Below are 21,066 nucleotides of genomic sequence, written 5' to 3'. Positions count from 1 at the left end.
ACGTACAGTCGTAGCACCGAACTACGAGTCTTCACCAAACCACTCCCTGTGGTTATGGGTCCCCGCGGTCGCGGGGACGACGGCGGGATGTACGGCCGCAGGTACGCACATCGTTGGCTGGTTGCCATCTCGCCTTCGATAGCGCAGCATCAAGCAATCAAGAATAAACAGGGGCGATGAATGTCGCGCGCGAAAAACGTTCTCTGGATCATGTGCGACCAGCTTCGCTACGATTATCTCGGCTGCACCGGACATCCGACGCTGAAGACGCCGAACATCGACGCCATGGCCAGGCGTGGTGTGCTCTTCACCAAGGCCTATGTGCAATCGCCGATCTGCGGTCCATCGCGGATGTCGTTCTACACCGGGCGCTACATGCGCTCGCACGGCTCGCACTGGAACGGCTGGCCCTTACGCGTCGGTGAACCGACGCTCGGCGATCACCTGAACAAGATCGGGGTGCGCAACGTGCTGGTCGGCAAGACTCACATGGCGCCCGACCTCGAAGGCATGAAAGCGCTCGGCATCCCCTTGGAATCGATCATTGGCGTGCACGTCGCCGAATGCGGCTTCGAGCCCTATGAGCGCGACGACGGCTTGCATCCGACGGGCCGGCCGCGTCCGAAATACGACGCGTATCTGCGCAGCCAAGGATACGAGGCGACCAATCCCTGGGAGCATTGGGCGAATTCAGGCGCGGCCGACGACGGGTCTTTGCAGAACGGCTGGCTGCTGGTGCACGCCGACAAGGCCGCGCGCGTGCCGGACGAGCATTCCGAGACGCCCTACATGACGCGCCGCGCGATGGACTTCATCACCGAGGCCGAGACGGATGGCCGTCCGTGGTGCCTGCATCTGTCCTACATCAAGCCGCACTGGCCTTATATCGCGCCGGAACCCTACGCCAGCATGTACAAGACCGCGGACATGCTGCCGGCGATCCGCTCCGAACGCGAGCGGCAAAACCCGCATCCCGTGTTCGGCGCCTACATGGACATGCGCTATTCCAGGAACATGGCGCGCGACGATGCCCGCGAGAAGGTGATCCCGACCTATATGGGCCTGATCGCGCAGATCGACGACCAGATGGGCGTGCTGATGAAGTTTTTGGAAGCGCGCGGCCTCCTGGAGACCACCATGATCGTGTTCACGTCCGATCATGGCGATTATCTCGGCGATCACTGGATGGGCGAGAAGGACCTGTTCCACGAGCAGTCGGCGAAGATCCCGCTTGTTATCATCGATCCCTCGAAGGAGGCCGACGCCACGCGTGGCACGACATGCGATGCGCTCGTCGAGGGCATCGATCTCGCGCCGACCTTCGTCGACTACTTTGGCGGCAAGGTGCCGGCGCATATCCTCGAGGGCCGTTCGCTATTGCCGCTGCTGCGCGGCGAGAAGCCGCAATGGCGCAAGGTCGCGTTCTCCGAATACGACTACGCCATGCAGGACGTGCGGCTGAAGCTGAGCCAGCCGATCGAACGCTGCCGCCTTTTCATGGTGTTCGACGGTCGCTGGAAATATATTCACGCCACCGGCTTCCGCCCGATGCTGTACGACCTCGAAACCGACCCCGACGAATTTGTCGATCGCGGCGACGATCCCGAATGTGCCGACATCATTGCACGGCTTCAGGCCGAGCTGTTCGACTGGGCGCTGCATCCAAGCGGTCACATCACTACGCCTCGCGAGAAGATCGCGGCCTATGCCGACAACCAGCTTCAGGTGAAGGGTGGGTTCCTGATCGGCATCTGGGATGAAGCCGAGCTCGCGGCCATCCGCGACGGCATCGCGCAGCGCGCGAAGCTGTAGAACCTCCTGGTGAGGAGGCGCGAAGCGCCGTCTCGAACCATGGAGGCCTCGCTGCATCAGCTCGGCCTTTCATCCTTCGAGACGCCGCTCCGCGGCTCCTCAGGATGAGGTGATGGAGGGGAATGCGCGGCTACCTCATCTCGTCATGCCCGGGCTTGACCCGGGTATCCACGTCTTGCCTCAACAGCGGATGCGCGTGGATGGCCGGGACAAGCCCGGCCATGACGACGGAGTGCTGGCGCGCTCTTCGCGCCTCTTAATTTTCGATCTTATACCCCGTCGCCTTCACGATCGGCTGCCAGAACGCTGTATTCGCGGCAAGCTCCTGAGTGAGCCCGTCCGCCGTGCTGCCGACCGGAATGAGCCCGATCGCGGTGAGCTTCTCCTTCACCTCTGGCTTGGCGAGCGCGGCGGCCGCCGCCAGGCTGAGCTTGCTCGCAAACTCCGGCGGGCTGCCCGCGGGAAGCCACATGCCGTACCAGGCGTCCGCGACGAGATCGATGCCGCTCTCCTTCAGCGTGGGAACATCCGGCGCGAACGGCGAACGCTGCGCGCTCGAGACACCGATGATCGTCACGCCCTTGGCGCGATGCTGCGGAAGCGCGTCGGCCAGCGTCGTGATGCCGAACGGCACATGGCCGCCGACGAGGTCGTTGAGGATCGGCGCGCTGCCGCGATAGGGCACACGGCTCAAGGGAATGCCGAGGTCCTTCTCCAGCTTGGAGCCCATGAAGTGCGGGATGGTGCCATTGCTGGGCACGCCGAACGTGGCCTTGTCCGGGTTCGCCTTCAGCCAGGCGACGAACTCGCCGAAATTCCTGGCTGCGATCGCAGGTCCAATCACGACGGCGAACTCGAAACGCGCCAACAGTGACACCGGCATGAAGTCCTTCGCCGCATCGAAGGTCGGCATCGTCTCCACCATCGGCAGCAGATACATGGTGGGACCCGTCGTCACCAGCACCATGCTGCCGTCGGGGTTGGCGCCCTTCACCGCCTTGATGCCGATCAGGCCGTCACCGCCGGTGCGGTTCTCGACGACGATGGTCTTCTGCAACACCGGCGCCATCTCCTGTGCGATCAGTCGGCACAGCGTGTCGCCGCCGGCGCCCGCCGCGAACGGGAAGATGATCTTGGTCAGCCCGGCCTGAGCTTCCGCTCTGCCCGTCTGCGCCAGCAAAGGCAGCCCGAGACACCCGGCAATGAAGTCGCGGCGATGCATGCATTTCCCCTTCAGGTCCGACATGGCTGAAGGGCAATAGCGCCGAGCGGGCGCCCCAGACAAGACCGTTAACGCCGTTTACCCCCGTCCCCGCCTTGCGCCGGCCATCGTCCTGCTGCAAAAGCAGGCCTCAACGGCGCCGCCTCTTCGCTCCGCCGCTTCGCAAATGCAGAGCAGATCGTCTTAGACCGTGCGCCCATGGCCAGCCTCGAACTCAGTCAATTCCGCCGCATCGTGGTCAAGGTCGGCTCAGCCCTGCTGGTCGATTCCGATGCCGGCGAAGTCCGGGCGTCCTGGCTCGCGGCGCTTGCGGCGGACCTCGCGAAGCTTCACCGCGAGGGGCGCGACGTCCTGATCGTCTCCTCCGGCTCGATCGCGCTCGGCCGTAGCCGGCTCAAGCTGCCGCGTGGCCCCCTGAAGCTCGAGGAGAGCCAGGCCGCAGCCGCCGTCGGCCAGATCGCGCTGGCGCGCATCTGGTCGGAGGTTTTAGGGGCCCACGGCATCGGCGCCGGGCAGATTTTGGTGACGCTCCAGGATACCGAGGAGCGCCGCCGCTATCTCAATGCGCGCTCGACCATCGGCAAGCTGCTGGAGTGGCGCGCGATCCCCGTCATCAACGAGAACGACACGGTGGCGACCACCGAAATCCGCTATGGCGACAACGATCGTCTCGCCGCGCGCGTCGCCACCATGGCGAGCGCCGACCTGCTCGTGCTGCTGTCCGACATCGACGGGCTCTACGACGCGCCGCCGAAGAACAACCCGAACGCAAAGCTGATTCCGGTGGTCGACAGCATCTCCTCGGAGATCGAGGCCGTGGCGGGAGATGCCGAGTCCGAACTGTCGCGCGGCGGCATGCGCACCAAGGTCGAGGCCGCGAAGATCGCGACCACCGGCGGCACGCACATGCTGATTGCGTCGGGCAAGATCGAGCACCCCTTGCAGGCGATCGCCGACGGCGGCCGCTGCACCTGGTTCCTGACGCCCGCCAATCCCGTGACCTCGCGAAAGCGCTGGATCGCGGGCTCGCTGGAGCCGAAGGGCACGCTGACCATCGACGCCGGCGCGGTCGCCGCGCTTCGCGCCGGCGCCAGCCTGCTGCCGGCCGGCGTCATCAAGGTCGAGGGCCAATTCGCCCGCGGCGATGCCGTGATCGTGCGCGGCCCCGACATGCGCGAGATCGGCCGCGGCCTGAGCGCCTATGACGCCGACGATGCCGAGCGGATCAAGGGCCGCTCCTCGCCGGACGTGATGGCCATCCTCGGCATTAGCGGGAGGTCCGAGATGATCCACCGCGACGATCTGGTGGTGGGCGGGTAACGCCCGGAACGCCCCGTTACGGCGGCTAGGCCATTGGCCGATCCCCGCGCGCCCCCGATAGGCACCAGCCATACCCTCCCCGCCCTTCGCAAATGCGGGATTTCCGTGCTAGGACACCGCCTTAGCAGAAGGTTGAAGTCCCATGGCCGCCCCCCTCAAAGCCCTCGACGGCACCGCCGATCGCACTGCCGATCGCACTGCCGATCTCCTGGCGCTGATGACCGATCTCGCCGCCCAGGCCCGGGCTGCGGCGCGCGTGCTGGCGCTGGCGCCGGCGGAGCAGAAGAACCGGGCGCTGGAGGCCATGGAGCGGGCGATCCGCAAGAGCGCGGTGGCCATCCTCGCGGCCAATGCCGAGGACGTCGCCGAGGCGCGCGCCGGCGGCGACGCGACAGGCGCCTTCATCGACCGCCTGACGCTGACGCCCGCGCGCGTCGAGGCGATGGCCGAGGGCATCGCCATCGTGCGCGGCATTGCCGATCCCGTCGGCGTCGTCACCGAGAGCTGGCAGCGGCCGAACGGCATGACCATCGAGCGCGTGCGCGTGCCGCTCGGCGTCGTCGGCGTGATCTTCGAGAGCCGGCCCAATGTCGCGGCCGACGCCGGCGTGCTGTGCCTGAGATCCGGCAATGCCGTGATCCTGCGCGGCGGCTCGGACAGTTTCCGCTCCTGCCGCGCCATCCACGAATGCCTGGTGCAGGGTCTTCGCGAGGCAGGACTGCCTGAGGCTGCGATCACGCTGGTGCCGACGCGCGACCGCGCGGCGGTCGGGATGATGCTTGCGGGGCTGAACGGCGCGGTCGACGTGATCGTGCCGCGTGGAGGAAAGAGTCTGGTCGCGCGCGTCGAGGCGGAGGCGCGCGTGCCGGTGTTCGCGCATCTCGAAGGCGTCAACCACGTCTATGTCGACGCGAGCGCCGATCTCGACATGGCAAAGTCGATCGTGCTCAATGCCAAGATGCGCCGCACCGGCGTCTGCGGCGCGGCCGAGACGCTGCTGGTCGATCGCGCCGGCGCCGCCAAGAGCCTGAAGCCGCTGGTCGAGATGTTGATCGACGCCGGCTGCGAGGTGCGCGGCGACGACGCCGTGCAGGCGATCGACGCGCGCGTCAAAGCTGCGAGCGAGGCCGACTGGGACACCGAATATCTCGATGCGATCATCGCGGCGAAAGTCGTCGATGGCGTCGACGGCGCGATCGCGCACATCCAGAATCACGGCTCGCATCACACCGATGCGATCGTCAGCAAGGATGAAGCCGCCGCGAAAAAATTCCTGAGCGAAGTGGATTCCGCGATCGTGCTGCACAACGCCTCGACGCAATTCGCCGATGGCGGCGAGTTCGGCTTCGGCGCCGAGATCGGCATTGCCACTGGAAGATTCCACGCGCGCGGCCCTGTCGGTGCCGAGCAGCTCACGAGCTTCAAGTACCGCGTCCACGGCACCGGACAGACGCGGCCGTGACCTCGCAGGGCGGGCATTGAGCAACAATTTCGTCGTGCCGCGCTTTGTGGCGCAAGCGTTGCCGCCTTACACCGATGGCATGCGCATCGGGCTGCTCGGCGGCTCCTTCAATCCGCCGCATCACGCGCACCGCGAGATCAGCCGCTTCGCGCTCACGCGCCTCAAGCTTGATCGCGTATGGTGGCTGGTGACGCCGGGCAATCCCTTGAAGGAGAACGGCGCGCTGCACGCGCTCGGCGAGCGCATGAAGGCCGCGCGCGATGTCGCCGACGACCCACGCATCGAGGTGAGCTGTCTCGAATCCGTCATCCGCACACGCTACACTATCGACACGATCAACTTCTTGCGCCGCCGCGCAAGCGGCCTGCGCTTTGTCTGGATCATGGGCGCCGACAACCTCGCGCAATTCCATCGCTGGCAGGACTGGCAGCGCATCGCGGCCCAGGTGCCGATGGCGGTCATCGACCGCCCGCCGCAAAGCTTTCGCGCCCTCGCCTCACCGGCTGCACAGGCCCTCGCCCGTTACCGTTTACCTGAGAACGAGGCGACGCGGCTTGCGGACCGGCAGGCGCCGGCATGGGTCTTCCTCACCGGGCTGAAGCTCAGCCTGTCGTCCACCACCTTGCGGAACCCGGATGGGAGCTGGAAGGCGGCCGATGAGGCGTGAGGCGGCTCGTGCGGGAAACAGGCTCTGGCATATTGAAACCCTTAACCCCACATGATGTAGTGTAACCAGTGAGTGCCGGATTCGGCGTTCGCGATACAGTGAAAGGAATGGTCCCTGGCCACATCTGTATTGTCCAAGTCTGTTTTACCCAAGGTTGCTAAGCCTACGCGTAAAACATCGACCCAAGCTGCGGCCTTGAAGGCGCAACCCGACGCCGACAAGACGCTGAGCCTGATCCTCTCCCGCCTCGAGGATATGAAGGCGGAAGAGACGGTCACCATCGACCTTCGCGGCAAATCGGCGTACTCCGACTACATGATCGTCACGACGGGCCGGGTTAACCGGCACGTTGGCGCGATCGCGGAAAACGTCACGAAGAGCCTCAAGGAAACCGGCATCAAGAACATCCATGTCGAGGGCTTGCCCAATTGCGACTGGGTGCTGATCGATTCCGGCGATGTGATCGTGCACGTGTTCAGACCCGAGGTCCGTGAGTTCTACAATCTCGAGAGATTGTACACGCAGGGCCCTGGGGCGGCGAAGGCGATCTAGAGGCTAGAAGAGGCCGATTTCGAATCGGCTGACGCGCATGCTAGCGTCATGCGCGCGCGTGGTGCGCGCGGGTTGAAAACGCGGCTCTCAAGACGCGGTTCTAAAGACGCGGTTCTAAAGACGTCATGCGTGTTGCAGTCATTGCGGTTGGCCGGCTGAAGCAGGGCCCCGAACGGGAGCTTGCCGATCGTTATCACGAGCGGTTTGACGAGGTTGGCCGCAAGCTCGGTTTCCGCGAGCTCACCATTCATGAAATTCCGGAAAGCCGCGCGCGCGACGCCGCGACGCGCATGGCCGAAGAGGCCGCGGCAATCAGTTCGCATATTCCCGACAGGTCGGTGATCGTGGCGCTCGACGAGCGCGGGCAAAATCTCGATTCGACCGTATTCGCACGGAATCTCGGCCGCTGGCGCGACGAGGGTAGCGTGCATACAATATTCGTCATCGGCGGAGCGGACGGACTTTCGCCCGAATTGCGCCGTAAGGCCAAGCTCGTGATCGCGTTCGGCGCGGCGACCTGGCCGCACCAAATGGTCCGCGTCATGCTTCTGGAACAGCTTTATCGGGCCGCAACCATCCTGGCCGGCCATCCCTATCATCGCGCGTGATTCGCGCCTCAACGAGCACCTTTTCCGACGCGATGCGGGCTCAGCTTTTCAACCTGTTGCTGATCACAGGCTTTGCCGGCAGCCAACTTGCGCCGGCGGCAGCACAGACTGCCAAGCCTGCGTCGCAGACTGCCGAAGTCTCGGCCGATGCGATCAAGCAGCGCGAGCAGGAGCTCGAGGCCGCGCGGCAGCGGCAGAAGAGCGCCGAGGAGGTGCAGGCCAAGCTGAAGGCCGAGATCGCCTCGCTCGGCCAGGACCGCACCCAGCTCAACCAGCAATTGATCGACACGGCCGCCAATGTGCGAGGTGTCGAGACCAAGATCGGCGAGGCCGAATCACGGCTGACCGCGCTGAGCGGGCGCGAGCAGGAGATGCGCAATTCACTCAATTCGCGGCGCGCCGACATCGTCGAGGTCTTGGCCGCGCTGCAGCGCGCCGGCCGGCGGACGCCGCCCGCGCTCCTGGTGCGCCCCGAGGACGCGCTGCAATCGTTGCGCACGGCGATGCTGCTCGGCGCCGTGGTTCCGGAACTGCGTGGCCGCGCCGAAAAGATCGCAAGCGAGCTCGGCGAGTTCGTGGTCCTGCGCAAGACCATCGCAACCGAGCGCGACCAGCTCGCCGCCGACCGCGACAAGGTCCGCAACGATCAGACGCGACTTGCCGCGCTGGTCGACGAGCGGCAGCGCCAGCAGGCCTCGCGGGAAAAGGACCTCGACGCCGAGAATGCGCGCGCCATCGCGCTCTCCAGGCAGGTGGGTGACCTCCAGGGCCTGATCGCCAAGATGGAACAGGACCTGCAAAGCGCCGCCAAGGCGGCCGAGGCCGCAAAGCAGGCCGAGGCAAAGGCGGCCGCCAATGCCAAGCCGGGGCCGGCCACCTTCAAGGACCGTTCCCGGACCAGTCCGGCGATCGCCTTCGCCTCCGCCAAGGGCCTGCTGCCGCTACCCGTGAACGGTACCAAGATCAGGGATTTTGGCGGTTCCGACGGCGTGGGCGGCGTACAAAAGGGCATTTCTTTGGTAAGTCGGCCCGGCGCCCAGGTCACGACACCCTGTGACGGCTGGGTGGTCTATTCCGGTCCCTTCCGCAGCTATGGACAACTCTTGATCCTTAACGCAGGGGGCGGGTATCATGTCCTGATCGCCGGGATGGAGCGCATTTCGGTAAACATCGGACAGTTTGTGCTCACGGGGGAGCCGGTCGCGATCATGGGGTCGACATCCCAAGTCGCCTCCATTCTCGCCACGAATGCGAGTCAACCCGTGCTCTATGTCGAGTTCCGCAAAGACGGCACTCCTATCGATCCAGGCCCATGGTGGGCCGCAAATGAAGGCGAGAAGGTTCGCGGATGATGCGCAAGACTTCAGTTATCCTCCTCAGCGCGGCAACCGGCGCGGCGCTGACGCTGTTCGTGACCCAGCCCCGCGCGGTGTTCATGGGTTCGAGCGCGCGCGCCGCGACCGCGGACACGTATCGCCAGCTCAATCTGTTCGGCGACGTGTTCGAGCGCGTGCGCTCCGACTATGTCGAGAAGCCCGACGACACCAAGCTGATCGAATCGGCGATCTCCGGCATGCTCTCCGGGCTCGATCCGCACTCCAGCTACATGGACGCCAAGAGCTTCCGTGACATGCAGGTGCAGACCCGCGGCGAGTTCGGCGGCCTCGGCATCGAGGTCACCATGGAGGACGGCCTGATCAAGGTGGTCTCGCCGATCGACGACACCCCGGCCTCGCGCGCCGGCGTCATGGCCAACGACATCATCACCAATCTCGACGACGAGGCGGTGCAGGGCCTGACCCTGAACCAGGCGGTCGAGAAGATGCGCGGCCCCGTCAACACCAAGATCAAGCTCAAGATCATCCGCAAGGGCGTCGACAACCCGATCGACGTCACGCTGGTGCGCGACAACATCCGCGTCCGTTCGGTGCGTGCGCGCGTCGAGGCCGACGACATCGCCTATATCCGCATCACCACCTTCAACGAGCAGACCACCGAGGGCCTCAAGAAGGAGGTCGCCAATCTCTCGACCCAGATTGGCGACAAGCTGAAGGGCTACATCATCGATCTCCGCAACAATCCCGGCGGCCTTCTCGAAGAAGCGGTCACCGTGTCCGACTCCTTCCTGGAGCGCGGCGAGATCGTGTCGACCCGCGGCCGCAACGCCGAGGAGACGCAGCGCCGCTCCGCCCATCCGGGCGACCTGACCAAGGGCAAGCCGGTGATCGTGCTGGTCAACGGCGGCTCAGCCTCGGCTTCGGAAATCGTCGCCGGCGCACTGCAGGATCATAAGCGCGCGACCATCGTCGGCACGCGCTCGTTCGGCAAGGGCTCGGTGCAGACCATCATCCCGCTCGGCAGCGGCAACGGCGCATTGCGGCTGACCACGGCGCGCTACTACACGCCGTCGGGCAAGTCGATCCAGGCCAAGGGTATCGTGCCCGACATCGAAGTGCTGCAGGACGTGCCGGACGAGCTGAAGTCCCGCACCGACACCAAGGGCGAGGCTTCGCTGCGCGGCCACCTCAAGAACGACGGCGACGAGAAGACCGGCTCGCAGTCCTACGTTCCGCCGGATGCCAAGGATGACAAGGCGCTCAAGATGGCCGACGATCTCCTGCACGGCATCAAGAACAGCGCCTCCGCGGCGCCCGCACCTGGCGACAACAAGGCGGCCGCCGACAAGCCCAAAGCAGCGAACTGACGCCACGCGGCAACCTAGACGTTTCGAAAGGGCGGCTCCTCGAGCCGCCCTTTTTGCTGGGAAGCTGTACCCCGGTAGACCCCCGGCCTGCCGCCGCTTGACCGCGTCGTGGTATCGTCATTGCCGAGTGATTCGGGATCTCGCATGACTGAAACGGCCGATGATCTGAGCGCCCCGCTCGGACAGGACAAGCCGCGCCGGAAACGCCGGCTGCGGTTGCCGTTCACGGGACTGCAGGTGATCGCCGGCCTGCTTCTCCTGTTCCTCGCGACCTTTGCCGGCTTTGCGATCTTCAACAAGGATCCGCTCGGCGGCGAGCCGATCACGCGCGTTGCCATCCGCGAGCAGAAGACGGCCGAGGACAAGCCGGCGGCGGCCGCGCCCGAAAGTTCGGGCCATGAGACCAAGGCGGCGCCGAAGCAGACTGCGCCCGGCGACCAGAAGACCGTCACCATCATCGACGGCTCCAGCGGCGCCCGCCATGACGTCGTGATCGGCAGCGGCGGCGAGCCTGCAGACAAGGGCGAGCCTGCCGCCGCAGCGCCGCCCATCATGTCCGGGATCGACCAGCGGCTGCTCGAGAAGTCGCGCTACGGCATGATCCCGGTCGCGGCCGCCGACCTGAAGCCGTTCACGGCCTATGCGGCGGAAGCCGACCGCGCCAAGGCGGCGAAGACGCCCGTTGTCGCGATCGTCATCGGCGGGCTCGGCGTCGGTGCTGCCAAGACCGCTGATGCGATCATGAAGCTGCCGGGCGCGGTGACGCTGGCCTTCACGCCTTATGGATCAGATCCTGGAAAACTCGCCGAGCGCGCCCGCGCCCAGCGCCACGAGATCTTCCTCCAGATCCCGATGGAGCCCTACGACTTCCCCGACAATGATCCGGGCCCGCAGACCCTGCTGACTTCGCTGAGCACCGAGCAGAACATGGACCGGCTGTACTGGCATTTGAGCCGGATGCAGGGCTATGCCGGGCTCGCCAATTTCATGGGCGCACGCTTCATCGCCACCGACGCGGCGATGCAGCCGATCGTGCGCGAGGCGGCCAAGCGCGGGCTCGGCTTCTTCGACGACGGTTCCTCGCCGCGCAGCGTCGCGCCCCAGGCCGCAGCAAGCCAGGCCATGCCGTTCGGCAAGGGTGATATCGCGATCGACGCGGTGCCGACCGGCGCCGAGATCGATCGCGCCCTGAACAAGCTCGAATCCATCGCCCGCGAGCGTGGCGTCGCCATCGGCATCGCGTCCGCCCTCCCCGTCTCGATCGAGCGGTTAGGTTCCTGGATCAAGACGCTTCCGGACCGCGGTGTCCTCTTGGTGCCATTGACAACCGCGATGTTGAAATCAAAATCCAGCTGAATCAACGGATTGGCACAACAGGTCCCACGGGGCCGAAAGGGTCGACCACGAGTGGTGAGAGGTTTGGCGGAATGACGCGTTACGAGGATCTGCCCTACCGGACCTGCGTCGGTGTGATGCTGCTCAACAAGGACGGACTGGTCTTCATCGGGCGCCGCGCCGGCGGCATCGAGCATGTTGACGAAACCCATGTCTGGCAGATGCCGCAAGGCGGCGTCGATCCCGGTGAGGATACCTGGGAAGCCGCCATGCGCGAGCTCTATGAGGAGACCAGCGTGCGCTCGGTGGAACGGCTCGGCGAGGTCGCCGACTGGCTCACCTACGACATTCCGCGCACGGTCGCGGGCCGCGCCTGGAAGGGCCGTTACCGCGGCCAGCGCCAGAAATGGTACGCCATGCGCTTCACTGGCAAGGACAGCGAGATCGACGTCGCCCACCCCGGTGGCGGCGGCCACAAGGCGGAATTCGTCACCTGGCGCTGGGAGCCGATGAAGAATCTTTCCTCGCTGATCATTCCCTTCAAGCGCCCGGTCTATGATCGCGTGGTGCAGGAATTTGCCGCGCTGGCGCACGATTAATTTGCACCGTCATTCCCGGAATGACGGAGAGAAAAGCGCTCATGACAAATCAAAAACCCTATCGTCCCAATGTCGGGATCGCGCTGTTCAATGCCGACGGCCTGGTGCTGATCGGCCATCGCTTCCGCGGTGACGGCCCCGAGATCATCCTGCCTGGCCTCGACTGGCAGATGCCGCAAGGCGGCGTCGACGAAGGCGAGAACCTGCACGATGCTGCCATGCGCGAGCTCTGGGAAGAGACCAGCGTCAAGAGTGCCGAATACCTCGGCGAGACCGACTGGCTCGCTTACGAATTTCCGCCCTATGACGGACCGCAAACGCATCGCCTGGCGAAATTCCGCGGCCAGCGGCAAAAATGGTTTGCGCTGCGTTTCACGGGGCGTGATGAGGAGATCGATCCGCTGACGCCGCGCAACGGCCAGCCCGCGGAATTCGACGCCTGGCGCTGGGAGCGTCTCGACCGTGTCGCCGATCTCGTGGTGCCGTTCCGCCGCGAGGTTTATCGCGCCGTGGCGCAGCAGTTCACACGCTTTGCGTCCCGCTAGTTCGGTCCCACCGTGAACGGGCCGATGGCGATGACGTGGCAATCGCTGTCGCGCTTGGCGCAATCGGCGAGCGCCGTATTGACGGCGCCCTGCTCGTCACTGGCTTTCAGGCCGAGGCCCGGACGTCCCGTGGTGCCGACGGCCACCGCGTTCCAGCCCCCCGCATCGCCAAGCTTGCGCACGACGTCATCGCGCGCGTCAGCCGCGATCGAGGCATTGCCTGCGGCGTGGAAGAACCCGGTGACCTTGAACAGGCTCGGAATCGGCACGACGAAATTGTCGTCGACCGCGACGATCATGCAGGCGGCACCGGCGATCGCGCCGCAGGATTCCAGTGCGCGCCGCGTCGCCTCGTCGGGCGACGACGCGCCGATATTCATGAAATACTGACCGCCGCCAGGGCCGAGCGCGAGCGCCCGCGACTTGGCCGCCGGGGCGAACATGGTCTCGAGCCGTTGCTTGCCGGGATCGCGCATCAGCGGCACGTCCTTCGACGTGAATGCACGCTCGGTCATTGCGTCATGCCGCATGAAGGGCTGCGGCGGCATCGGCGGCTTGCCGTGCGCATAGACCACGTTGTTGCCGACCGCGTAGATCTCGCAGCGGCGCGGCGATTGCGCGGTATCGGCCCGCTTCTGGCACTGTTCGATGGCGGCGTTTCGTGCGGCGTCCTCGCTCGGCTGATTGAGCGCCGCGCCGGTGAAGCCGGCAATGTTCAAGGCGAACGCTTTGTAGTCGGGCGCCGGCCCGTATTCGTTGCCGAGATAGCCACGGACACGGTCGCTGACGAACGGGACGATGTCGGCCGGAAACTTGGCGGCTGCTGAGGCAACCGGCGGCGACGGGGCCGGACTTGGTGAGGCTGCTGCGGTCGCGGTCGGGGTTGTTGTCGGGGTCGCAGTCGGCGCGCTTGCGGCTGCCTTTGCCGCCAGGCTGGCCGACGGCGCCGCGCTGGTCGGCGTGGCAGCTGTACTTGGCACCGCGCTCGAGGTCGCAACCGCCATCGACGACTGCTCCAGCTTGGTGAAATAGAGAAAGCCCGCGACGCCGATCGCGACGATGGAGACCACCGCGACCACCAGAGGCCACATCCAGTTCGGCGTCGGAGCGGCCTTCGCGCCCGGCTTCTTGACCTGCGGCGTCGAATAACTTCCGTCCTCGCGGCGCATCGCGACCATGTAGGCGTGCACGGGGGTCGGAATGTTCTTGACCTCCTGCGCGCCGATATCGGCGAACTGCACCGAGAGCTTGTTGGCGACCTGCTCGTGCACGGCGCGCGAGACGCAGATGCCGCCGACTTCGGCGAGCCCTTCGAGGCGCGCGGCGATGTTGACGCCGTCGCCCAAGAGATCGCCGTCACGCTCGACCACGTCGCCAATGGTGATGCCGATGCGGAACGACATCTGCCGGCTCGGCGGGTAGGCCATGTTGCGGGTCCGCAAGGACTCCTGGATGTCGATCGCGCAGCGCACCGCATCCACTGCACTCGGAAATTCCGCGAGAACGGCATCGCCGGCGGTGTTGAAGATACGCCCGCCGGCTTTGGCGATGAAATCGTCGACGACCGCCCGATAGGACGCCAGACGCCGCAGCGTCTCCTCTTCGTCTTCCGCGACCAGCCTGGAATAGCCGGCAATATCGGCTGCGAAGATCGCCGCGATCTTGCGTTTCATCTGCACCAGCCCCGGAACTCCAATTGCAGCGGCAGAATGCCGTTATCCAAGACGCGGTGCAATAAGGTTTCAGCGCCCGTCACTTCGATGACGAGCGCTGAATTCATTCAGAAATTTTTGTGCGAGCCCCGGAGCGGTGCCCCGGGGCTTAGTGCATCGCCGTCGTGTTGAGCTGATGCTGGATGCTCTTGTAGTGGTCGAGGCGCGCGATCGCGAGATCGAGTTCACCGCCTTCCTTCTCCGAGAGCTTCTCCTGCATCTGCGTGATGGTATCGGCGAACTGCGCCCGGTCGAGCTCGTCGATCGAGGTGGCGACGTCGGCGAGGACCGTCAGGCGATTGTCGGAGACTTCGGCGAGACCACCGGTCACGATGACCTTCTGCTTCTGGCCGCCGGCGATGATGGTCAGGATGCCCGGTCGCACCGCAGCCACGACGGGCGCATGTCCGGCGAGCACGCCGAAATCACCTTCCCAGCCGGGAATGTCGACCTGATCGACCTCGCCGGAGAAGGCGAGCTTTTCGGGAGAGACGAGATCGAAGTGGAAGGTGGCCATGATGTTTCCGCTTGCTTCGGTTGTCACCCGCGGGCTTGACCCGCGGGTCCATCCATCAAAGTTCTCTTTCGATGGATCGCCGGGTTGTTAGGTTGAAGACGCGCTTCGCGCTTTTGCCCGGCGATGACGAGTTGAGACGGCTTAGGCCGCTTCAGCGGCCAGCTTCTTGCCCTTCTCGACCGCCTCTTCGATGGTGCCGACCATGTAGAAGGCGGCTTCCGGGAGGTGGTCGTACTTGCCTTCGCAGAGGCCGCGGAAGCCCTTGATGGTGTCCGCGAGGTCGACGAACTTGCCGGGCGAGCCGGTGAAGACTTCGGCGACGTGGAACGGCTGCGACAGGAAGCGCTCGATCTTGCGGGCGCGGGCCACCGTCAGCTTGTCCTCTTCCGAAAGCTCGTCCATGCCGAGAATGGCGATGATGTCCTGGAGCGACTTGTAACGCTGCAGCACCTGCTGGACCTGGCGAGCGGTGTCGTAGTGCTCCTGCCCGACGACGAGCGGCGAGAGCATGCGCGAGGTCGAGTCGAGCGGGTCCACCGCCGGGTAGATGCCCTTTTCCGAGATCGCGCGCGACAGCACGGTGGTCGCGTCAAGATGCGCGAACGAGGTTGCGGGCGCCGGATCGGTCAAGTCGTCGGCCGGCACGTAAATGGCCTGCACCGAGGTGATCGAGCCCTTCTGCGTGGTGGTGATGCGCTCCTGCAGCGCGCCCATGTCGGTGGCGAGCGTCGGCTGATAACCCACCGCCGAAGGAATACGGCCAAGCAGCGCCGACACTTCCGAGCCGGCCTGGGTGAAGCGGAAGATGTTGTCGACGAAGAACAGCACGTCCTGGCCCTGGTCGCGGAAGTGCTCGGCGACGGTCAGACCGGTGAGGCCGACGCGGGCACGCGCGCCCGGCGGCTCGTTCATCTGGCCGAACACCAGCGCGCACTTCGACTTCACGCTCGGATCCGGATTGTGCGGATCGGCGTTGACCTTGGATTCGATGAACTCGTGATAGAGGTCGTTGCCCTCGCGGGTGCGCTCGCCGACGCCGGCGAACACGGAGTAACCACCGTGCGCCTTGGCGACGTTGTTGATCAGCTCCTGAATCAGCACGGTCTTGCCGACGCCGGCGCCGCCGAACAGGCCGATCTTGCCGCCCTTCGCGTACGGAGCAAGCAGATCGACGACCTTGATACCAGTGACGAGAATTTCAGCTTCCGTCGACTGGTCGGTATAGGTCGGCGCTTCCTGATGGATCGCGCGAATGCCCTCGGCCTTGATGGGACCAGCTTCGTCGATCGGCTCGCCGATGACGTTCATGATGCGGCCCAGCGTGCCGTCACCCACGGGAACCGAGATCGGCTGACCGGTGTCGGTCACTTCCTGACCGCGCACCAGACCTTCGGTGGCGTCCATCGCGATCGTGCGGACGGTCGATTCGCCGAGGTGCTGCGCGACTTCCAGCACCAGGCGGTTGTTGCCGTTCTTGGTCTCCAGCGAGTTGAGAATGGCCGGCAGGTGGCCTTCGAACTGCACGTCGACAACGGCGCCCATGACCTGGGTGACGCGACCGATCTGGGTGGCTGCTGTAGCCATTTACTGTCTCCTTCGATCCGAATTTCGCTTCCGGTCAGACTGCTTCTGCGCCGGAGATGATTTCGATGAGTTCCTTGGTGATCTGAGCCTGACGCGTGCGGTTGTAGACCAGCGTCTGCTTGCGGATCATTTCGCCGGCGTTGCGGGTGGCGTTGTCCATCGCCGACATCTGCGCGCCATAGAACGAAGCGTTGTTCTCGAGCAGCGCGCGGAAGACCTGCACCGCAAGATTGCGCGGCAGGAGGCGGGTGAGGATCTCGTCCTCTTCCGGCTCGTATTCGTAGGACGTCGTGCTGGCGCCGGCGGCGGGCTCCTCGACGACCAGCGGGATCACCTGCTGGGCGGTCGGGATCTGTGCAATCACCGACTTGAATTGCGAGTAGAACAGCGTGCAGACGTCGAACTCGCCGGCCTCGAAGCGCGCCAGCACCTTCTTGGCGATATCCTCGGCGTTGACGAAGCCGAGCTGGCGGACAGCGCGAAGATCCAGGTGCTCGACGATCTGCTTGTCGAACAGGCGACGGAGCTGCTCATAGCCCTTGCGACCGACGCAAAAGAATTTGACTTCCTTGCCCTCGTTCTGGAGGGCCAACGCGCGCTCGCGCGCCAGACGCACGATCGAGGAGTTGAATGCGCCCGACAGGCCGCGCTCGCCGGTGCAGACCAGGAGCAGGTGGACCTGATCCTTGCCGGTGCCCGTGAGCAGCGCAGGCGCGCCGGGCGAGCCCGCCGCGGCGCTGGCGATATTGGCGATCACGGCAGACATCTTGTCCGCATAGGGCCGCGCCGCTTCGGCGGCACTCTGGGCGCGGCGCAGCTTCGACGCCGCCACCATCTGCATGGCCTTGGTGATCTTCTGCGTCGCCTTGGTGGAGGCGATGCGGACCCGCATGTCTTTGAGAGACGCCATTCTTCGTTCACCCCGACGGTCCGACTTCTAGTCCAACCGCAACCCTATCCATTCGTCATGCCCGGGCTTGTCCCGGCCATCCACGTCTTGCTCTCCACGCGGAAGCGCGTGGATGGCCGGGACAAGCCCGGCCATGACGGCTTTTTGTTAGGCGAAGGACTTCGCGAAGCCTTCGACCACGCCTTTCAGCTTGGCCGCCGTGTCGTCCGAGAGGTCACGGCTGTCGCGGATCGCATTGAGGATCTCGACGTTCTTGCCGCGCAGCAGCGACAACAGGCCGTCCTCGAACGCCCGCACCTTGTTGATCGGCAGCGGATCGAGATAGCCGTTGGTGCCGGCCCAGATCACGCAGACCTGCTCTTCCATCTTCAGCGGCGAGAACTGCGGCTGCTTCAGAAGCTCGGTCAGGCGCGAGCCGCGGTTGAGCAGGCGCTGGGTCGAGGCGTCGAGGTCGGAGCCGAACTGCGCGAACGCCGCCATTTCGCGGTATTGCGCGAGCTCGCCCTTGATCTTGCCGGCGACCTTCTTGGTGGCCTTGGTCTGCGCCGAAGAGCCGACGCGCGACACCGACAGACCGACGTTCACCGCGGGGCGGATGCCCTGGAAGAACAGATCGGTTTCCAGGAAGATCTGGCCGTCGGTGATCGAGATGACGTTGGTCGGAATGTAGGCCGACACGTCGTTGGCCTGGGTTTCGATGACCGGCAGCGCCGTCAGCGAGCCCGAGCCCTGGTCCTTGTTGAGCTTCGCCGCGCGCTCGAGCAGGCGGGAGTGCAGGTAGAACACGTCGCCCGGATAGGCTTCGCGGCCCGGCGGGCGGCGCAGCAGCAGCGACATCTGGCGGTAGGCGACGGCCTGCTTGGACAGATCGTCATAGATGATGACGGCGTGCATGCCGTTGTCGCGGAAGTACTCGCCCATGGTGCAGCCGGTGAAGGGGGCGATGTACTGCATTGGCGCCGGATCGGAGGCGGTGGCGGCGACGACGATCGAATATTCCAGCGCTCCCTGCTCTTCCAGCACCTTCACGAACTGGGCGACGGTCGAACGCTTCTGGCCGATCGCGACGTAGACGCAGTAGAGCTTGATGTTCTCGTCGGGCTGCGCGTTGAGCGGTTTCTGGTTCAGGATGGTGTCGAGCGCGATCGCGGTCTTGCCGGTCTGGCGGTCGCCGATGATCAGCTCGCGCTGGCCGCGGCCAATCGGGATCAGGGCATCGATCGCCTTGAGGCCGGTCGCCATCGGCTCGCTCACCGACTTGCGCGGAATGATGCCGGGCGCCTTGACGTCGACGCGCATGCGCTTGTCGGCCTGGATCGGACCCTTGCCGTCGATGGGATTGCCGAGCGCGTCGACGACGCGGCCGAGCAGACCCTTGCCGACCGGCGCGTCCACGATGGCGCGGGTGCGCTTGACGGTCTGGCCTTCCTTGATCTCGCGGTCGGCGCCGAAAATCACGATACCGACGTTGTCGGTTTCGAGGTTCAGCGCCATGCCGCGGGTGCCGTTCTCGAACTCAACCATTTCACCGGCCTGGACGTTGTCCAGACCATAGACGCGGGCGATACCGTCGCCGACGGACAGCACCTGTCCGACTTCGGAGACTTCAGCTTCCTGGCCGAAATTCTTGATCTGGTCCTTGAGGATCGCGGAAATTTCCGCGGCGCGGATGTCCATCAGCCTGCCTCTTTCATCGCGTGCTTGATCGAATTGAGTTTGGTGCGAAGCGAACTATCGATCATTCGGCTGCCAAGCTTGACGACGAGGCCACCGATGATCGAGGGATCGACTTTCACGTTGAGCGCGACGTCCTTGCCGGTCACCGATTTGAGGGCGGCCTTGAGGGCGTCGAGATTCTTGTCCGAGAGCGGCTCCGCGACGGTCACGTCGGCAGAGGCCTCACCTTTATATTTGGCGACCAGCGCGCCGTAGGCGCGGATGACGTCGGCCACCGCGAACAGCCGGCGGTTGGCGGTCAGCACCTTGAGGAAATTGGCGGAAATGCCTGATATGCCGGCCTTGTCCAGCACCGCGGACAGCGCCTTGGACTGGCTGTCTGCCGAGAACACCGGGCTGCGGACGAGGCGCTTCAGATCGGCGCTGTCGTTGAGCATGGTGCCGAACCGGTCGAGATCGGCTTTGACCGCATCGACCACATTCTGGTCGCGGGCCAGTTCAAACAAGGCCGTTGCATAACGGCCGGACACACCTGAAACGGACGTATCTTCTGCAGCCACAGACGCGCTCTTTATAGCTGTCAAACTCGCAAGGGAAAAACCGTCGCCACGAAGCGGCGCCTAGCGATCCAAGCCCTTGGAATTCAAGCGGGACTTCGATTTTCGACCGACACAGGGAAGTGCCGGGCTCGTTAAAATCGCGGCTTTGCTAACATAGCAGGGGCGCAGGTGCAACATGACGCCAAATTAAAGGCTGCGGCTCTCCGTCCCTGCTGTGGGCACGGTCACAGCGCGCCACCCGGCACCACGCCACCATCCTGCACCCACCCAAAAGGGGTCGCCCGGTCGGTCCGACAGGAATTAGTTCCTGCCTTTTTCGCATACCGGCCATGAACACAGCTCGCAGAGACGTGAGGTCGGTCGCCGCCGCTTCACTTGGTCAATTACTTATCAAATTCTCAACGCGTCGGTTGAAAACTTGGCTTTACAGTATTTACAAGTAATCGTTTGGTTAACCAATCGTTAAAGGCGGCGATAACAAAATATCCGACGAAAATCCGATCGGATAACAAGATGTCTCATCCGGACACATGACGAAATTACTGCCCAATTCATGCCGCATTGCGACGTGAAACGCGCAATCGCTCACAAACTGATGGGGGCTCCACTAGCCACATATGTGGCAATACTAGCGTAGGGACCAATAAATGTTGTCATTGAACACGGGGTGCGCAACCCGACCGCGGACGGCGATCGCTTTCGTCGCTGCCACTCTCGTCATCGGTGGAACTGCCACCGAAGCTTCCGCCAAATCCCGGCATCACCATTATCGGCACCACCACCATCACGAGGCCAGCACCAGCGACACGTCCAATACGGGTTCCTGGATGAACGCCAACGCCTCCGTGGCGCCCTCTTCGGGTTCCGGCCACACATTCTCGGGCATGGCCTCCTATTACGGCAATGAGTCCGGCAGCCGCACAGCGTCGGGCGCACGCTTCAACCAGAACGCCATGACCGCGGCGCACCGTTCGCTGCCGTTCGGCACCAAGGTGCGCGTCACCCATGGCGGCCAGAGCGTCATCGTCACCATCAATGACCGTGGCCCGTTCGTTCGCGGCCGTGTCCTCGACCTCTCTACCGGTGCTGCCCGCGCCATCGGCCTGACCGGCGCCGGCGTCGGCCGCGTAACCGCCGAGGTCGTCTCGTAACATTCGACGCGCGAAGCGCGCGAAAAACAGCCCGCCGTCTTGGGGGACGGCGGGCTTTTTCTTTTGCTGTCACTGCGAGCGCAGCTGCCGCCTCACCCTCCGCAGTCATTCCCCGCGAAAGCGGGGAAT

At 64.7% G+C, this 21,066-nt stretch carries 19 protein-coding genes; 12 read left to right on the top strand and 7 right to left on the bottom strand.

Annotated elements, in window-relative coordinates:
• Positions 1–180: 180 nt before the first annotated feature.
• Positions 181–1,812: an alkaline phosphatase family protein gene (locus SO180_RS20310; RefSeq protein ID WP_449380614.1), complete on the top strand. Its 1,632-nt coding sequence runs from the start codon at positions 181–183 to the stop codon at positions 1,810–1,812.
• A 256-nt stretch (positions 1,813–2,068) separates the two neighbouring features.
• On the opposite strand, the gene SO180_RS20305 is transcribed toward SO180_RS20310, so the two are convergent.
• Positions 2,069–3,034: a Bug family tripartite tricarboxylate transporter substrate binding protein gene (locus SO180_RS20305; RefSeq protein ID WP_449380613.1), complete on the bottom strand. Its 966-nt coding sequence runs from the start codon at positions 3,032–3,034 to the stop codon at positions 2,069–2,071.
• Positions 3,035–3,232: 198 nt separating this feature from the next.
• Here SO180_RS20305 and proB point away from each other — a divergent pair, with 198 nt between their 5' ends.
• The 10 genes from proB to SO180_RS20255 all read left to right on the top strand — a co-directional run bounded on the left by proB (position 3,233) and on the right by SO180_RS20255 (position 12,826).
• Entirely contained in the window at positions 3,233–4,354 is a 1,122-nt protein-coding gene (gene proB, locus SO180_RS20300) for a glutamate 5-kinase (RefSeq protein ID WP_449380612.1), read from the top strand.
• A 142-nt stretch (positions 4,355–4,496) separates the two neighbouring features.
• Positions 4,497–5,816 (top strand): glutamate-5-semialdehyde dehydrogenase, encoded by a 1,320-nt coding sequence (locus SO180_RS20295; RefSeq protein ID WP_449380611.1) that lies wholly within the window; start codon positions 4,497–4,499, stop codon positions 5,814–5,816.
• 16 nt (positions 5,817–5,832) lie between these two features.
• On the top strand, positions 5,833–6,483 hold the full coding sequence (locus SO180_RS20290) for a nicotinate-nucleotide adenylyltransferase (RefSeq protein WP_449380610.1): 651 nt from the start codon (positions 5,833–5,835) through the stop codon (positions 6,481–6,483).
• Between the two features lie 195 nt (positions 6,484–6,678).
• Entirely contained in the window at positions 6,679–7,035 is a 357-nt protein-coding gene (gene rsfS / locus SO180_RS20285) for a ribosome silencing factor (RefSeq protein WP_092289999.1), read from the top strand.
• Positions 7,036–7,160: 125 nt separating this feature from the next.
• Positions 7,161–7,643: a 23S rRNA (pseudouridine(1915)-N(3))-methyltransferase RlmH gene (rlmH, locus tag SO180_RS20280; protein WP_449380609.1), complete on the top strand. Its 483-nt coding sequence runs from the start codon at positions 7,161–7,163 to the stop codon at positions 7,641–7,643.
• 32 nt (positions 7,644–7,675) lie between these two features.
• The gene (locus tag SO180_RS20275) at positions 7,676–8,995 is read left to right on the top strand and encodes a murein hydrolase activator EnvC family protein (RefSeq protein WP_449380608.1); all 1,320 of its coding nucleotides are present in this window, start codon (positions 7,676–7,678) and stop codon (positions 8,993–8,995) included.
• Positions 8,992–10,347 (top strand): S41 family peptidase, encoded by a 1,356-nt coding sequence (locus tag SO180_RS20270; protein ID WP_449380607.1) that lies wholly within the window; start codon positions 8,992–8,994, stop codon positions 10,345–10,347. The genes SO180_RS20275 and SO180_RS20270 overlap by 4 nt, the downstream gene beginning before the upstream one ends.
• A 144-nt stretch (positions 10,348–10,491) precedes the next feature.
• Complete coding sequence (locus SO180_RS20265; RefSeq protein ID WP_449380606.1) at positions 10,492–11,703, top strand: divergent polysaccharide deacetylase family protein; 1,212 nt, start codon at positions 10,492–10,494, stop codon at positions 11,701–11,703.
• A gap of 71 nt (positions 11,704–11,774) precedes the next feature.
• Positions 11,775–12,281, top strand: a complete 507-nt coding sequence (locus SO180_RS20260) for an RNA pyrophosphohydrolase (protein WP_449380605.1) — start codon at positions 11,775–11,777, stop codon at positions 12,279–12,281.
• Between the two features lie 41 nt (positions 12,282–12,322).
• Positions 12,323–12,826 (top strand): RNA pyrophosphohydrolase, encoded by a 504-nt coding sequence (locus SO180_RS20255; RefSeq protein WP_449380604.1) that lies wholly within the window; start codon positions 12,323–12,325, stop codon positions 12,824–12,826.
• On the opposite strand, the gene SO180_RS20250 is transcribed toward SO180_RS20255, so the two are convergent.
• The 6 genes from SO180_RS20250 to SO180_RS20225 form a co-directional block, all read right to left on the bottom strand.
• On the bottom strand, positions 12,823–14,499 hold the full coding sequence (locus SO180_RS20250; protein ID WP_449380603.1) for an adenylate/guanylate cyclase domain-containing protein: 1,677 nt from the start codon (positions 14,497–14,499) through the stop codon (positions 12,823–12,825). The two genes, SO180_RS20255 and SO180_RS20250, sit on opposite strands and share 4 nt — an antisense overlap.
• Positions 14,500–14,647: 148 nt before the next feature.
• On the bottom strand, positions 14,648–15,055 hold the full coding sequence (locus tag SO180_RS20245; protein ID WP_449380602.1) for a F0F1 ATP synthase subunit epsilon: 408 nt from the start codon (positions 15,053–15,055) through the stop codon (positions 14,648–14,650).
• Between the two features lie 141 nt (positions 15,056–15,196).
• Positions 15,197–16,639 (bottom strand): F0F1 ATP synthase subunit beta, encoded by a 1,443-nt coding sequence (gene atpD, locus SO180_RS20240; protein ID WP_284272803.1) that lies wholly within the window; start codon positions 16,637–16,639, stop codon positions 15,197–15,199.
• Between the two features lie 34 nt (positions 16,640–16,673).
• On the bottom strand, positions 16,674–17,549 hold the full coding sequence (locus SO180_RS20235; RefSeq protein WP_449380601.1) for a F0F1 ATP synthase subunit gamma: 876 nt from the start codon (positions 17,547–17,549) through the stop codon (positions 16,674–16,676).
• Positions 17,550–17,696: 147 nt separating this feature from the next.
• Positions 17,697–19,226 (bottom strand): F0F1 ATP synthase subunit alpha, encoded by a 1,530-nt coding sequence (gene atpA / locus SO180_RS20230; RefSeq protein WP_449380600.1) that lies wholly within the window; start codon positions 19,224–19,226, stop codon positions 17,697–17,699.
• Positions 19,226–19,786 carry a F0F1 ATP synthase subunit delta gene (locus SO180_RS20225; protein WP_449380599.1) on the bottom strand — a complete coding sequence of 187 codons (561 nt, stop codon included), beginning with the start codon at positions 19,784–19,786 and terminating at the stop codon, positions 19,226–19,228. Before SO180_RS20225 ends, atpA begins: the two co-directional genes overlap by 1 nt.
• Positions 19,787–20,433: 647 nt before the next feature.
• Here SO180_RS20225 and SO180_RS20220 point away from each other — a divergent pair.
• Positions 20,434–20,937 (top strand): septal ring lytic transglycosylase RlpA family protein, encoded by a 504-nt coding sequence (locus tag SO180_RS20220; protein WP_449380598.1) that lies wholly within the window; start codon positions 20,434–20,436, stop codon positions 20,935–20,937.
• Positions 20,938–21,066 lie beyond the last annotated feature (129 nt).

The organism is Bradyrhizobium sp. UFLA05-112 (assembly GCF_053572325.1).
The sequence above is the reverse complement of the archived record's forward strand: the minus strand, read 5'-3'. Positions and strand labels throughout refer to the sequence as shown.